Here is a 12,719-nt window from a genome sequence, read left to right as displayed (position 1 = left end):
TGTGCAAACACAAAGAACTCCTATCCGATTCCGTGACATCCGCCGGAGGCTTTAACTTCTTTCAGGACATTTGCTGTAAAGTGACTTATACCCGTATTCATCTCTCCCCTATAGAGTTGAGAGATGAATACTGAAAGAAGTTAATGACTACGATGATTATTCTTCGTTTTCATCCTCTAAAGCGTTTAATACGTCTTCTACCATATCCCACTCTGCTTCAGTTTCGATTGGTGTTAATTCACCATCTTCACCATTTTCTGATGGAACGAATGAAGATACGAAGATTTCAACAGAGCCATCCTCATCTTCTTCTGCGCCTACCATAGAGTAAAATACGTATGATTTGCCGAATTCAGCTGATTCATGTACGTGAATTACTTCACAAAGCTGTTCATTTCCGTTCTCGTCAATTACTGTAATATGTTGTACGTGTAGTTCTTCTTCATGGTTATGCTCTTGTGCCATGGTTGTCACCTCATCAATTAATTTTTGCTATCCAAGTAGCCTTGTAAAATCATCACAGCAGCCATTTTATCAATGACTTGCTTACGCTTTTTGCGACTCACGTCTGCTTCGATAAGCATACGCTCAGCAGCCATCGTTGTTAAACGCTCATCCCAAAGTTTGACCGGTAGTGAAAATGTCTCTTCTAAAAGCTTTTTATAGTTTTCAGAAGCCTCCCCACGCGGTCCAACCGTATTATTCATGTTTTTCGGGTATCCTACAACAAATTCTGTTATAGCGTACTCCTTCACTAACTCAGCTATTCGCTCAATGCCGAACTCACCGTTAGCTTCATCAATCTTTACGGTTTCAATACCTTGAGCCGTCCACCCTAAAGCATCACTTGCAGCAACGCCAACTGTTTTTGACCCAACGTCTAATCCCATAATTCTCATTTCTAGTCCTCGTTATTCTTTTTAATATAAAACTTAACAAGCTCTTCTAGAATTTCGTCACGCTCAAGCTTGCGAATTAAATTACGAGCATCCTGATGGCGAGGAATATACGCCGGATCACCAGAAAGTAAATAACCGACAATCTGATTGATAGGGTTATATCCCTTTTCCTCTAATGAAGAATGTACCTTCAACATTACCTGCTTGACTTCCTGTTCCATTGATTCTTCTGGAAAATTAAATTTCATAGTTTGATCAAATGAACTCATGACCAGCACCTCGCTTTCAGAAATAAGGAGATGTGCAAAAAAGCTCATCTCCAATTTCTCTTTATTATAACATGTTTTGGCGTATTATCAATTATGCCTCGGCATAATTGCGTCCGGAATCGACCTTGTGCTTAAGCCGACACGATGTCGGTCATTTCGGTAATGCCACAGGACGTGGCGTTTTTACCGATGCAGGTCAGTTAGCCGTTATCGCATGGATGCGATGACTGCTAACATCCCCTAAGAACTTCTTTCCGATTCCGTGACATCCGCCGGAGGGTTTAGGCCAGCACGATGCTGGTCACTCAGGCGTTTTCACAGGATGTGAAGTTCTTACCCTGAGTTCCTCTATTTCAGCGGGTGTTTAGACACCCGCTGAAAGAAGTTAAATGGATTTAACATAATCATACACAGAAAGTAGTGCTTCATCAAGTTTTGATGCTTCTTTTGCACCTGCCATCGCCATATCTGGACGACCGCCACCTTTACCACCACATGCTTCTGCTACCATTTTTACGATATTTCCGGCATGGTAATTGCCACCAACTAAATCTTTTGTTACTCCAGCACATAGCATAACCTTTTCGCCATCGACAGCACCAAGAATGATAACAGCCTTAGGCATTTTAGCTTTCAAGTCATCCATCATTTGACGAAGTTGATTGTTGTCCTTTGCTTCAACTTTAGTAGAAAGAACAGTTACATCCCCAAAAGTTTGCGCCGCGTCCACAATAGCCCCTGCTTGTGCATTCGCGATTTTTTGTGATAATGCTTCATTTTCGCGTTGTAAATCTTTGTAATCAGCTTGTAACGCTTGTACTTTTGTCACAAGATCTTTTGGATTTGCTTTTAATAATGCTGCCGCTTCGTTTAATAAAGCTTCTTCCTCTTTTACAGCTTCATAGGCAACTTTACCTGTCACAGCCTCGATACGACGAGTACCTGCACCGATACCACCTTCTGAAACAATTTTGAAGAAACCAATTTCAGAAGAGCGTTTTACGTGTAAACCACCGCAAAGTTCAATAGAGTAATCACCAATTGAAACAACGCGAACGATATCGCCATATTTCTCACCGAATAGTGCCATTGCTCCCATAGCTTTCGCCTCATCGATGCCTTTTTCTTCAATAACGACTTCTATATCATCCCACACTTTTTCATTTACAATACGTTCAATTTGTTGTAATTCCTCTTTTGTTACTTGTCCAAAGTGAGAGAAGTCAAAGCGTAAACGGTCAGGTCCTACATATGACCCAGCTTGGCTAACATGGTCGCCTAGTACATCTTTTAATGCACGTTGCATAATATGTGTTGCTGTATGGTTTTTAATAATTAAATTACGTTCATCACGGTTAACTAATGCTTTTACAGCATCTTCAACATGCATTTCTCCAGATTCTACAAGTACAGTATGAAGCGGCTGACCATTTGGAGCTTTTTGTACATCTTTTACAATGGCAGTAAAGCTATCATTAGCAATCACACCGCTATCTGCAATTTGACCACCCATTTCAGCATAGAATGGTGTTTCAGCTAAAATAACTAATGCTTCTTGCCCCTCAGATGCTACTTTTGACACTTGGCCGTTGACAATAATCGCTGCCACTTCTGTGTCTGTCGTTAATGTATCATAGCCTACAAATTCACTTGCAACCGTCAAGTTTGCTAGCACTTCGTTTTGTACTTGCATAGAATCCACATCTTGACGAGCTGCACGTGCGCGTTCACGTTGTTCTTCCATTGCTACTTCAAAGCCTTCATGATCTACCTTCATGCCTACTTCTTCCGCATACTCTTCTGTTAATTCGATTGGGAAACCGTAAGTATCATATAAACGGAATGCATTTGCACCTGGAATATAGTCATGGCCTGCTGCTTTTTGAGCTTCTACCACTTCGTTAAAGATAGCAAGACCACCATCTAATGTTTCATGGAAGCGAAGTTCTTCGTTTTTAATAACACGTTGGATAAACTCGCATTTTTCCGTTACTTCTGGGTAGAAATCATTCATAATTTCACCAACAGTTGGTACTAATTCAAACATAAATGGCTTTTCAATGCCGATTTGTTTTGCATAGCGTACAGCACGACGTAGTAAACGACGTAATACATATCCACGACCTTCATTTGAAGGAAGAGCACCATCTCCAATAGCAAACGCCACTGTACGAATATGGTCAGCGATTACTTTAAATGGTGTATTGATATCTTCTTCCGAACCGAAGATTTCACTTAGCGCGACTTCACCTGGACGTTTGTATTTGCGATTTGCCAACTGCTCGATTTTTTCAATAATAGGCATGAATAAATCAGTATCAAAGTTCGTTGGAACATTTTGAACTACCGATACGATGCGCTCTAGACCCATACCAGTATCAATATTTTGCTTTGGAAGTGGTGTATATGTGCCATCAGGATTATGGTTGAATTGAGAGAACACTAAGTTCCAAATTTCAAGATAGCGTTCATTTTCACCACCTGGATACATTTCTGGATCAGTTTCATCTGAACCATATTCTTCCCCACGGTCATAAAAAATTTCTGAGTTAGGACCTGATGGACCTTCACCGATATCCCAGAAGTTCCCCTCTAGACGGATTAAACGCTCTTCCGGAATACCAATTTCGTTATGCCAAACGTCATACGCTTCTTGGTCTTCAGGGTGAATCGTAATCGATAAAAGTTCTGGATCAAAGCCCATCCATTTTTTATCCGTTAAAAACTCCCAAGCATAATGAATAGCTTCTTTTTTAAAGTAATCCCCAATTGAGAAGTTACCTAACATTTCAAAGAACGTATGGTGACGAGCTGTTTTACCTACGTTTTCAATATCGTTTGTACGAATTGATTTTTGGGCATTTGTAATACGCGGATTTTCAGGAATGATACGACCATCGAAATATGGTTTAAGTGTTGCAACACCTGAGTTAATCCAAAGTAATGATGGGTCATTGATCGGCACAAGTGGTGCTGATGGCTCATGATGATGACCTTTTTCTTTAAAGAATTCTAGATACATGCGGCGAATTTCTACTGCTTTCATTTGAAAAGTTCCTCCCTATATGTTTGTAAAATTACGAGATGAATCCGCAAATAAACATAAAAAAGCCCTCATCCCAAAAAAGGGACGAGGACTTGTAATTTGTCTCGCGGTACCACCCTAGTTGTAAGTAAAAGTATACTTACCTCTTTAGCACTTGTAACGTAAGTGAACGGCAGGGATTAACTGCACTCTGGAGTAGCTTTCGGTATTCGCTATTGTGAGGATTTTTTCAGCCAAGAAATCCCTTTCTTTTACACGCACAAATACGTACTTTTTCCATCATCGTTTTTTACAATTTTCTAACAAGAATTATAAAAAAAATATGTTCTTCTGTCAATTGGCACTATAATTGCTAATCATAACTAAGCTCAATTTTTCTCCAAGGTAATTATCCTTCACACCGAGGCTATCGTGAGAAATAATTTTTTTTGTAAAAAACGAGAGTAGACAATCCTGTTAACAAGAACATTACAACAATCACTATCCAAAATGCATTTGATGTATTTTGATATGGTAGAGGTACATTCATTCCATAAATACTGGCAATTAACATAGGCACCGATAAGATGATTGTAAATGAAGCTAGTAATTTAAGGACTTGGCTTACGTTGTTTTGAATTACGTTACCATATGCATCCATAATATTATTTAAATTAATTTGATTAATTTCCGTCACTTCATATGCCTGATCTAATTCAATAAGCAAGTCGTCTAAAACACTTGCATCGTCTTCGTCTAATTTGATAGAGCTACCATGTAATATTTTTTGCATCGTAAATTTCATTTGTTTAAGAGAAGTTACCATATATATAAGACTTTCGTTTAAGTTAAGGAGTGTATACATCTCACTATTACGATATGACTTAGAAAGTTCTTTTTCTGCTAAAGTGATTTCCCGTTCAATTGTAGCTAAAAAACGAATATATGCTCGAGCCGTTATACTTAATATATTTAAAGTGTTACGCGTTTTCATATGTGTCTCACAGAGAGTCATTTCGCCGTTAAAGAAATCCTTCATAAAAGGTAGCTCCTCTCTACAAATCGTTATCATATGATTTTTTGTGTGTATGATACCCATTGGGATTGTCCGATACTTCACGTCTTGATCAGAACTCTCGACATCTAATTGATCATATGGGACATGAATAACTATCAAGACCGCTCCGTTGCGCTCTTCAATTCGCGGGCGTTCTTCTATATCAAGTGAATCACTTAAAAAATTGTTTGGAACACCAAGAGCTGCCTCTACATGTTCAATTTCACTTGTTGTTGGTGCTTCAAGATGAAGCCAGCTGTTATAACCAATTTTTGATGTTTGTTCAAGCTTACCTTCTGAGGTACTTTTGTTAATTAAAAGCATTTTATAACACAACCTTTCTTACGTACTATCCGAATATATTAGAAACGTAAAAATTTTGATTTGTAAAATACGTAGAAGAGACTTCCACTGATTCCTACCATTAGTCCAATAACTACTAAGAACATGAATGGCTGATTTTCATAGGGCAATGGGACGTTCATCGAGAAAATACTTCCAATTATAGTAGGAATCATTAATACAAGCGTAAGAGTAGTCAGTATTTTCAAAACACTATTTAGGTTATTATGAGTGATTGCTGCGTACGCATCCATAAGACCACTTAAACTAAGACTTCGCATTTCTGTTACTTCCGCCGCTTGTTCAATATCTACTAGCGCATTATGCAACATTTGTTGATCTTCTTCATATAGCTTTATACCTTGCCCTTTGGAAAGGTGTAAAAAAACATTGCGCATAGCTCGTAAAGATGTTGAGAAATATACTAAACTTTTATTAATATGAATCAGACCGAAAAGCTCTCTATTGTTATGTGACTCTTTTAATTCTCGCTGTAATCGTCCAACTTGTGCTTTTATACGCTTGAGAAAATCGAGATACGATTGAGCAATCGCTTCAAATAGAAGTAATGTTATTCGAGTCTTCATATGCGTTTGAAATGTTCCGTACTTTCCTGAAAATATGTCTCTACATAATGGGTTGTCTTCTTTTGTGACAATTATTAGATGGTCCTTTACATGAATAATCCCGATTGGTAATGTACGATAAGGGATTTCCTCGTACAAACGTTTCTCATTCATCACAACAGGAGAATTAAGAATGATGACCATTGACGAATCCTCTTTTTCAATCCGAGGTCTCTCATTGATGTCTAAAGAATCACGAATAAAATCTTTCGGAACATTAAGTTTATTTGAGATTTGAGAAATTTCAGCATCTGTCGGATCCACAAGATAGAGCAACGTGTTGTGAACAATCTCAGATACCTGTTGTAATTGACCTATTGAATTACTTTGATATATCGTAAGCATCTTTTTTCCTCACTTTCTCTTCTAAAATAGCCGTTTTTTATAAAATACCCAACCTGTTAACAAGCTAATGACTGCAGAGATTGACATTAGTACTGCTAATGCATATGCACCATCTTGTTTCGGTAACGGGACATTCATCCCATAAATTGTTGCGACCATCGTCGGAAACGTCAAAATAATCGTACATGCAGTTAAAACTTTCACTACAACACTTAGGTTAATTTCAATCGCAGCAGAATATGCATCCATCATATTACCTAAATTTTCGTTGTAAATTTTTGATGTATCAAGAGCTTGTTGCATCTCATTAAGAGTGCTTTGCATCCGTTTTTCATCTTCTTCATTCATTTCAAGTACTCTTGACAATTTCCTCATCATCAATAGATTTACTTTTAGTGCCTTTATGAAATAAACAAGGCTCTTATTTATATTGAGCAAAGTATACACTTCACTGTTCTTGATTGATTTTTGTATTAATTTTTCAGATACAATAACTTTTCGATCAACATCATCGAGACAACGTAAATAGTAACTAGCTGTAACAAGCAATAGCTGTAAAATAAAAGATACGTTTATATTGTTATTAAAACTTTTATCGAGATTTTTTTTAAATTCCTGTAAAACCAGATGATCATTACGACAAATTATGACAATTACTTCACTTGTTTGAATAATACCGATTGGAATTGTCCTAAATGGTATAGTTTCACCATTTGGCATTTTTAAGGGTACATTGATAATTAGTAATAAATCATTTCCATTTTTTTCCACTCGCGATCGTTCGTCTATATCGAGGGAGTCACTGATAAAGTCAGTTGGTACCCCAAGGCGATTAGTAACGTACTGTATATCTTCTTCTGTCGGTTCAGTGAGATAAACACAGCTACCTTGAACGATCTTAGGCTGTTCTTCCAGCCCTTCTCTGCCTCTTTTATAGATTTTAAGCATTGAATCGTCCTCCTAATCTGTTGAACTAAAACAGATTTACGTTTTTTACTCCTACTATCTCCATCGGTCATACTTGGACTCTCCATTTTGACCCCTCCTTTCTAAAAACGAACTCTTATTCTTCTGCTAAAAGGGGTGAAACTATATAGCAATCTGCGATAAGGTTCTTTTTTTGGAAATAAAAAAACCTCCAGGAGTCCCGGAGGTTTTAATAAAGCGCATAATAAAATAAATAAGTACAACAAGCACTTTCGATTCCCCCTAACTCGAGTTTTAGCACTATACACCGTAAAGAAATAAATAATCTCTTAGCCACCTTATGAAAAGCCTTAATTCGGCAATTCCTGTTCTACCCATGGGCATCTTTCGATATTTCTGGGCAGTGGCCTATGTTTGTATAGGAGCCTCACCTAACGAGGTTTTATTTAATTTCTTCGCCATCTTAATCCGTATTTTTTATTTTGTCAATAGGCTAATAATATTTTCAAAGTGTTTTTTATCACAATTTTCTGTTCCAAATTGGAAATCTCACTGAATTTTTCCCATACAGTACAGGTAAAGAGTTTTGCTTTTTTCAACACATTCTCTGTTCTTTTAAGCTGTTTTTTCAAGCGAAGAATTGATTTGCTTAGCAACAAAAGTTAGACTGAGGCGCTCGCTTCCCCCAACTCTCAATGTATTTTTAATCAATTTCAATATTGATCCTGTATAGATGCACTATCATTCTTAGTTCAGCCTTTGAAAACAAAAAACAATCCTAGAATTTATTAATTCATTTGATTTGAGTAGAAATACATAAAAGTTTGGGATGATATTTTTTAAACGTATGCTAAATATAAAAATTGACTTAAATGGAGCTAGACGAAAATCTGTAACGGGTAAGTAGAAAAACAAAGGCTAAAGGAGATACTTCCTGTAATACCCTTCGAGGTCAATGCTACAAACAGCTCATCCCGTCATCCAAGTGGGAAATGCATAAACAACAGAACTCCCTTATATGATGATGAGCCAAAAATACACTATTTCCTTGATACCATTTTAAGATTTTTGTTTTTGGAACAGTTGTTGACAATTAAAATTATTCGGAGTACAATGCTGAAAACAATAAGTCCTCGTTAGGTGAGGCTCCTATGCAAACATAGGCCACTGCCCAGAAATATCGAAAGATGCCCATGGGTAGAACAGGAATTGCCGAATTAAGGCTTTTCATAAGGTGGCTAAGAAATGAATTTCATTTCTTTACGGTGTATAGTGCTAAAACTCGATCAAGGGGAATCGGACGTGCTTTTTTGTGCGCTCTTCACCCCCTCTTTGAATCGATAGAGGGGTTTTTATTTTATTTGACTAAAAAGGGGGAAACATGTGATGGACAATTATTCGATATGGCATTTCATAGATTTAAATAATTCGAATATGGCAAAAGGCAGCGTTTTAACGTTCAGTCCACATATGTCCCTCTCTTCAATCATCCAATTCTGTTTTTTTTGCAAATTGGAAATATCAAGATAGGTTTATTTGATGTGTACGTCGAACAAGATACATTCTAAGCAAAAAGCTCCCTTTTTTTACGGGAGCTTTTTTTGTTTTAAAGGGCATTCTAAACAAAGAAATGAAGAGGTGATTAACGATGACAATGACAATGACAGTAGAAATGATAATCAAGCTAATCTTAGCTTTGCTATTCGGATTACTGATTGGGATTGACAGACAGATTAAACAAAAACAACTTGGCATAAGACCTAGTATGGTCATCTCTATTGCTAGCTGTTTATTAACAATTGTTTCTATAGAAGCATTCGGTAAATTTGGAGGTGCAAATCATCCGAATATGGATCCAATGCGACTTGCTGCGCAGATTGTAAGTGGAGTTGGTTTCATTGGGGCTGGCGTTATTTTGCGAAGAAGTAACGAGGTTATTTCTGGCCTTACTTCCGCTGCACTAATCTGGTCCGCTTCTGCGCTTGGAATTACGATTGGAGCGGGGTTTTATCTAGAAGCAAGTTGTGCTGTCATCCTCTTGATGGGTGCAGTCAATATTGTGCCCCTTCTCATTAAAACATTAGGCCTATCAACACTTAACCGTCAGGAAATTTCATTAAAAATTATCGTGGAATCGAATTATCGTATGACCGAATTAATTAAAATGATTAAGTATAAAGGGCAAAACGAACAATCAAAAAAAGATGAATATAAAATTCGGCATTTCAAGCTCAAAGATCTTGATAACGGCCACCAATTAATTGATTTAGTTCTTTCTGTACCGGAAGATCAGTATACTACGGAAATATATTATTATGTTAAAAAAATTGATCACGTTCTAAGTGTTGAAATTGAGAATTTGTAATAGAAAGGCGTGTCAAAAAATGATTAGATTAAACCAATACAAGTATAAAGAAGAGTACACATACTACATGTTGCAATCTTTAAAGTCTGAAAAAAAAGATTCCTTCCGAAAGGACTTCCTAGATTTACATCCGATGGATCAGGCAACATTTTTTATAGAACTCAGCGAGGAAAGACGCATTACAATTTATTCTTTTTTAACTCCTAGTGAATTTGGCGATATTTTTAGCGAGCTAGAACCGTCCATGCAGAAAAAATGTATTTTGGAGCTTGATCGGCCATTTGCAGTGGAGATGTTAAATGAATTACCTTCAGATGACGCTACCGATTTTTTGGGACTACTATCATATAAAGAAGCTGATTATTATTTAGAACAAATGGAAAAAGATGAGGCTGATGATATTAAACAATTACTTCAATACGAAAAAGGGTCAGCGGGAGCCTTAATGACAAAAGATGTAGTAATAATGGCAAAAGATGATTTAGTAATTGATGTGTTTGACCGCCTAAAGCATAATGAGGCAGATGCAGAAACTTTTAATTACTTATATGTTACAGATTTCAATAATCAATTGCTTGGAGTCGTATCATTACGAGATCTTATTATTTCTCCACCAGAGAGTCGAATGGCTGAAATTATGAACTCTGGAATCATTTCAGTGACTGCCAATACAAGCCAAGCTGAGGTCTTCCAAATCATACGCAAATATGGTCTTTTAGCAGTCCCCGTTGTAACAGAAAACTTTGAACTACTTGGAATCGTTACGTTTGATGATGTGCTAACTTATCTATAAAAATATTGATAGTATATATTTTTTACAGCCATTCATATAAAAGAGAAGTAACTGTTTAAATTAGTTTTTAAACAGTTACTTCCTCGAAATTAATTATTATTTTTTAAAAAGTTTTCGACTCTATCCACTAATTCTTCCCTATTGTAAGAATTATAAAGCGCGCTAGCTAAACGGACAGGGTCTCCAAAGAAAAAGCGCTCATACAGTGTTTGTCGTGTACCAAAGCTACTCATCGTTAAATCCCAAGCTAAGCGGAATTTTTTGACGCGCTCCTCTCCACCATCTTGAAAAGACTGCAAATAATGCTCAAGATCGCCGTCATCCGTTGCAAATGCTTTTTCACTTGGAATGGACATTAATCCACTTGCGCCAAGTAACTGGATAATTTCTGTAAAGGTCGGATACACTTTAGGAAAAATCTGAATAGCTACTTGTACTGTCGCATGGTCAGGTCTTAGAAAACCAAAAGCATCTATTTTTGCTTCTATTTCAGACTTTAACAGTAAAGCCTTCATCGTTTCTAATGCCACGATAATATCAACAACCTTTTGCTGTACATGTTGGTATTCGCCGATATTTATCGTATTTACAATTGACTGTGCAACACCTAAGACAAATTCTGTTTTGGCAATTTGACGTGTAAGAACTTGATGTAAACCATATGTTTGAAAACCACTTACGTTCAAAAAATTATTGGCAACTTCCATATTCTCATAATAAAAGACGCGTTCCCACGGTACTACAACATTATCAAATACAACGATTGCATCCATTTCCTCGTAACGACTACTTAATGGATAATCAAAAGCCGATTCCCCGCCGACAAATGATTGCCTACATAAAAACTTTAATCCTTTTGTATTACTTGGTATTGAGAAAGCAAAGCCTTTACCTTCATCATAACCATTTGTTGATATAACAAGGAGTTCATCTGTAATTCCTCCCTGTGTCGCTAGTAATCTCGCACCTTTAATTACTAACCCCTCGGTCGTTTTTTCCACAATTTTAGCAGCAATAATAACATCTTCATCTTCAAAATAAAATTTCCGGCGATTTACTTGTGGTTCGATGAATGTATGCGTCATTGTTAAATCGTTCTCACGGGCATACTCATAAAAATTTAATAAATGTTGAGGAAAACAATTTGGCTTATCTTTTAAATACTCCGCAGCCGATGCTAAAGCCATTAATGTTGTATTCATGTAATCCGGACTTCTACCCATAAGGCCATTATTGGATAATGCCCATTGTCGTACAGCATTGCGTCTTCTCACAAGATCCTCGACTGCCACCGCCTGAAGAAAAGACATACCTACACGGTTATTACTCGTTGGCGAAACATATGTCATCTCCTCGAACAATGCATCTTCATGTTGTAAATCAAAAAGCCTTGCCTGACTCTTCATAACTCCCTTAAATGCTGGATGCTCCGACACTTTCCCTGTGACAACTTTCCCATCAATCGAAATGTAGGTTTGTAAAGCGTCAATACGGTCAATATATTGCTGTCCTGTAATTACTGGCATGCAGTCACCCCTAAACGTCACAAATGTTTTTATACTTATTTAGTATATGAAACTTCCTAATTTAGGTTACGCCTCAGCAAACTGTATTATATCAGACCTTGAATTTTATAAACTGTACCACTTTATAAATACAGTTGAAAATCCGCCTTCATTGCATGATTTTTCAGTTACTTTAGAGAAAAACGGTTTCAATCAGCACTTTTTAAACAAGTTCATTTTTGCGACACATTCACAAAAAAGTCTACTTTGACTAGTACAGAATTGCTAGATTTTTTATTTATGCAGGTGTAAGATAGCTTCGAAACCAAAACGAAAACATCTTTTTAATAAAAGGAGAATATATATGAATAAACAAATCCTCTCGTACGTAGCTCAAATGGAAGCTGCTTTAATGAACAAAATGGAGGATCATAATGAAGAGAATCTTTTATTTTCTATTGCTTCAGATTTGATTGCCAAAGAAAAAGATCAATTTAAAAATGTGTGCCAAGCATATGAAGTAGTAAAACATCACTTAGTTGGTATTCACTAATTAAAAAATCGTA

11 protein-coding genes, 2 riboswitches and 1 other annotated feature are annotated in these 12,719 nt (G+C 36.8%); of the genes, 3 read left to right on the top strand and 8 right to left on the bottom strand.

Going from position 1 to position 12,719, the window contains the following annotated elements:
* Nucleotides 1-156: 156 nt before the first annotated feature.
* From ACQKN4_RS09695 to ACQKN4_RS09665, 7 genes are all read right to left on the bottom strand, one after another.
* Nucleotides 157-465, bottom strand: a complete 309-nt coding sequence (locus ACQKN4_RS09695; protein ID WP_049667728.1) for a DUF1292 domain-containing protein — start codon at nucleotides 463-465, stop codon at nucleotides 157-159.
* A gap of 17 nt (nucleotides 466-482) precedes the next feature.
* A complete protein-coding gene (gene ruvX / locus ACQKN4_RS09690) occupies nucleotides 483-899 on the bottom strand; it encodes a Holliday junction resolvase RuvX (protein ID WP_079562849.1) in 417 nt (138 codons plus the stop codon).
* Between the two features lie 2 nt (nucleotides 900-901).
* The gene (locus tag ACQKN4_RS09685) at nucleotides 902-1,168 is read right to left on the bottom strand and encodes an IreB family regulatory phosphoprotein (protein WP_004226839.1); all 267 of its coding nucleotides are present in this window, start codon (nucleotides 1,166-1,168) and stop codon (nucleotides 902-904) included.
* A gap of 385 nt (nucleotides 1,169-1,553) precedes the next feature.
* Entirely contained in the window at nucleotides 1,554-4,214 is a 2,661-nt protein-coding gene (gene alaS / locus ACQKN4_RS09680; RefSeq protein WP_427483542.1) for an alanine--tRNA ligase, read from the bottom strand.
* Between the two features lie 77 nt (nucleotides 4,215-4,291).
* Nucleotides 4,292-4,506: a binding site (T-box leader), on the bottom strand.
* A gap of 114 nt (nucleotides 4,507-4,620) precedes the next feature.
* A complete protein-coding gene (locus ACQKN4_RS09675) occupies nucleotides 4,621-5,574 on the bottom strand; it encodes a magnesium transporter CorA family protein (RefSeq protein ID WP_427483541.1) in 954 nt (317 codons plus the stop codon).
* A 38-nt stretch (nucleotides 5,575-5,612) separates the two neighbouring features.
* A complete protein-coding gene (locus tag ACQKN4_RS09670; RefSeq protein ID WP_427483540.1) occupies nucleotides 5,613-6,563 on the bottom strand; it encodes a magnesium transporter CorA family protein in 951 nt (316 codons plus the stop codon).
* Nucleotides 6,564-6,584: 21 nt separating this feature from the next.
* A complete protein-coding gene (locus tag ACQKN4_RS09665; RefSeq protein WP_079562845.1) occupies nucleotides 6,585-7,511 on the bottom strand; it encodes a magnesium transporter CorA family protein in 927 nt (308 codons plus the stop codon).
* Nucleotides 7,512-7,761: 250 nt separating this feature from the next.
* A riboswitch (M-box (ykoK) riboswitch) is annotated at nucleotides 7,762-7,936 on the bottom strand.
* A 679-nt stretch (nucleotides 7,937-8,615) separates the two neighbouring features.
* Nucleotides 8,616-8,791: riboswitch (M-box (ykoK) riboswitch) on the top strand.
* 353 nt (nucleotides 8,792-9,144) lie between these two features.
* Between ACQKN4_RS09665 and ACQKN4_RS09660 the strand changes: the two genes are divergently transcribed.
* Together ACQKN4_RS09660 and ACQKN4_RS09655 are read left to right on the top strand one after the other, a co-directional pair.
* Nucleotides 9,145-9,855, top strand: a complete 711-nt coding sequence (locus tag ACQKN4_RS09660; RefSeq protein WP_427483611.1) for an MgtC/SapB family protein — start codon at nucleotides 9,145-9,147, stop codon at nucleotides 9,853-9,855.
* A 19-nt stretch (nucleotides 9,856-9,874) separates the two neighbouring features.
* On the top strand, nucleotides 9,875-10,648 hold the full coding sequence (locus tag ACQKN4_RS09655; protein ID WP_079562844.1) for a magnesium transporter: 774 nt from the start codon (nucleotides 9,875-9,877) through the stop codon (nucleotides 10,646-10,648).
* 89 nt (nucleotides 10,649-10,737) lie between these two features.
* On the opposite strand, the gene hpaB is transcribed toward ACQKN4_RS09655, so the two are convergent.
* Entirely contained in the window at nucleotides 10,738-12,174 is a 1,437-nt protein-coding gene (hpaB, locus tag ACQKN4_RS09650; RefSeq protein ID WP_079562843.1) for a 4-hydroxyphenylacetate 3-monooxygenase, oxygenase component, read from the bottom strand.
* Nucleotides 12,175-12,517: 343 nt separating this feature from the next.
* Here hpaB and ACQKN4_RS09645 point away from each other — a divergent pair, with 343 nt between their 5' ends.
* The gene (locus tag ACQKN4_RS09645; protein WP_079562842.1) at nucleotides 12,518-12,706 is read left to right on the top strand and encodes a hypothetical protein; all 189 of its coding nucleotides are present in this window, start codon (nucleotides 12,518-12,520) and stop codon (nucleotides 12,704-12,706) included.
* Nucleotides 12,707-12,719 lie beyond the last annotated feature (13 nt).

Origin of the sequence: Lysinibacillus sp. NPDC093692, assembly GCF_050280125.1 — a bacterium.
Classification (GTDB): domain Bacteria; phylum Bacillota; class Bacilli; order Bacillales_A; family Planococcaceae; genus Lysinibacillus.
This window is presented reverse-complemented; position numbering and strand designations above follow the sequence as displayed.

Bases quoted from the DNA above. Each gene is read 5' to 3' on its own strand.
- ACQKN4_RS09645 (WP_079562842.1), top strand. From the start codon at position 12,518: ATGAATAAACAAATCCTCTCGTACGTAGCTCAAATGGAAGCTGCTTTA.
- ACQKN4_RS09685 (WP_004226839.1), bottom strand. From the start codon at position 1,168: ATGAGTTCATTTGATCAAACTATGAAATTTAATTTTCCAGAAGAATCA.
- alaS (WP_427483542.1), bottom strand. From the start codon at position 4,214: ATGAAAGCAGTAGAAATTCGCCGCATGTATCTAGAATTCTTTAAAGAA.
- ACQKN4_RS09655 (WP_079562844.1), top strand. From the start codon at position 9,875: ATGATTAGATTAAACCAATACAAGTATAAAGAAGAGTACACATACTAC.
- ACQKN4_RS09670 (WP_427483540.1), bottom strand. From the start codon at position 6,563: ATGCTTACGATATATCAAAGTAATTCAATAGGTCAATTACAACAGGTA.
- ACQKN4_RS09665 (WP_079562845.1), bottom strand. From the start codon at position 7,511: ATGCTTAAAATCTATAAAAGAGGCAGAGAAGGGCTGGAAGAACAGCCT.
- ACQKN4_RS09695 (WP_049667728.1), bottom strand. From the start codon at position 465: ATGGCACAAGAGCATAACCATGAAGAAGAACTACACGTACAACATATT.
- hpaB (WP_079562843.1), bottom strand. From the start codon at position 12,174: ATGCCAGTAATTACAGGACAGCAATATATTGACCGTATTGACGCTTTA.
- ACQKN4_RS09675 (WP_427483541.1), bottom strand. From the start codon at position 5,574: ATGCTTTTAATTAACAAAAGTACCTCAGAAGGTAAGCTTGAACAAACA.
- ruvX (WP_079562849.1), bottom strand. From the start codon at position 899: ATGAGAATTATGGGATTAGACGTTGGGTCAAAAACAGTTGGCGTTGCT.
- ACQKN4_RS09660 (WP_427483611.1), top strand. From the start codon at position 9,145: ATGACAATGACAGTAGAAATGATAATCAAGCTAATCTTAGCTTTGCTA.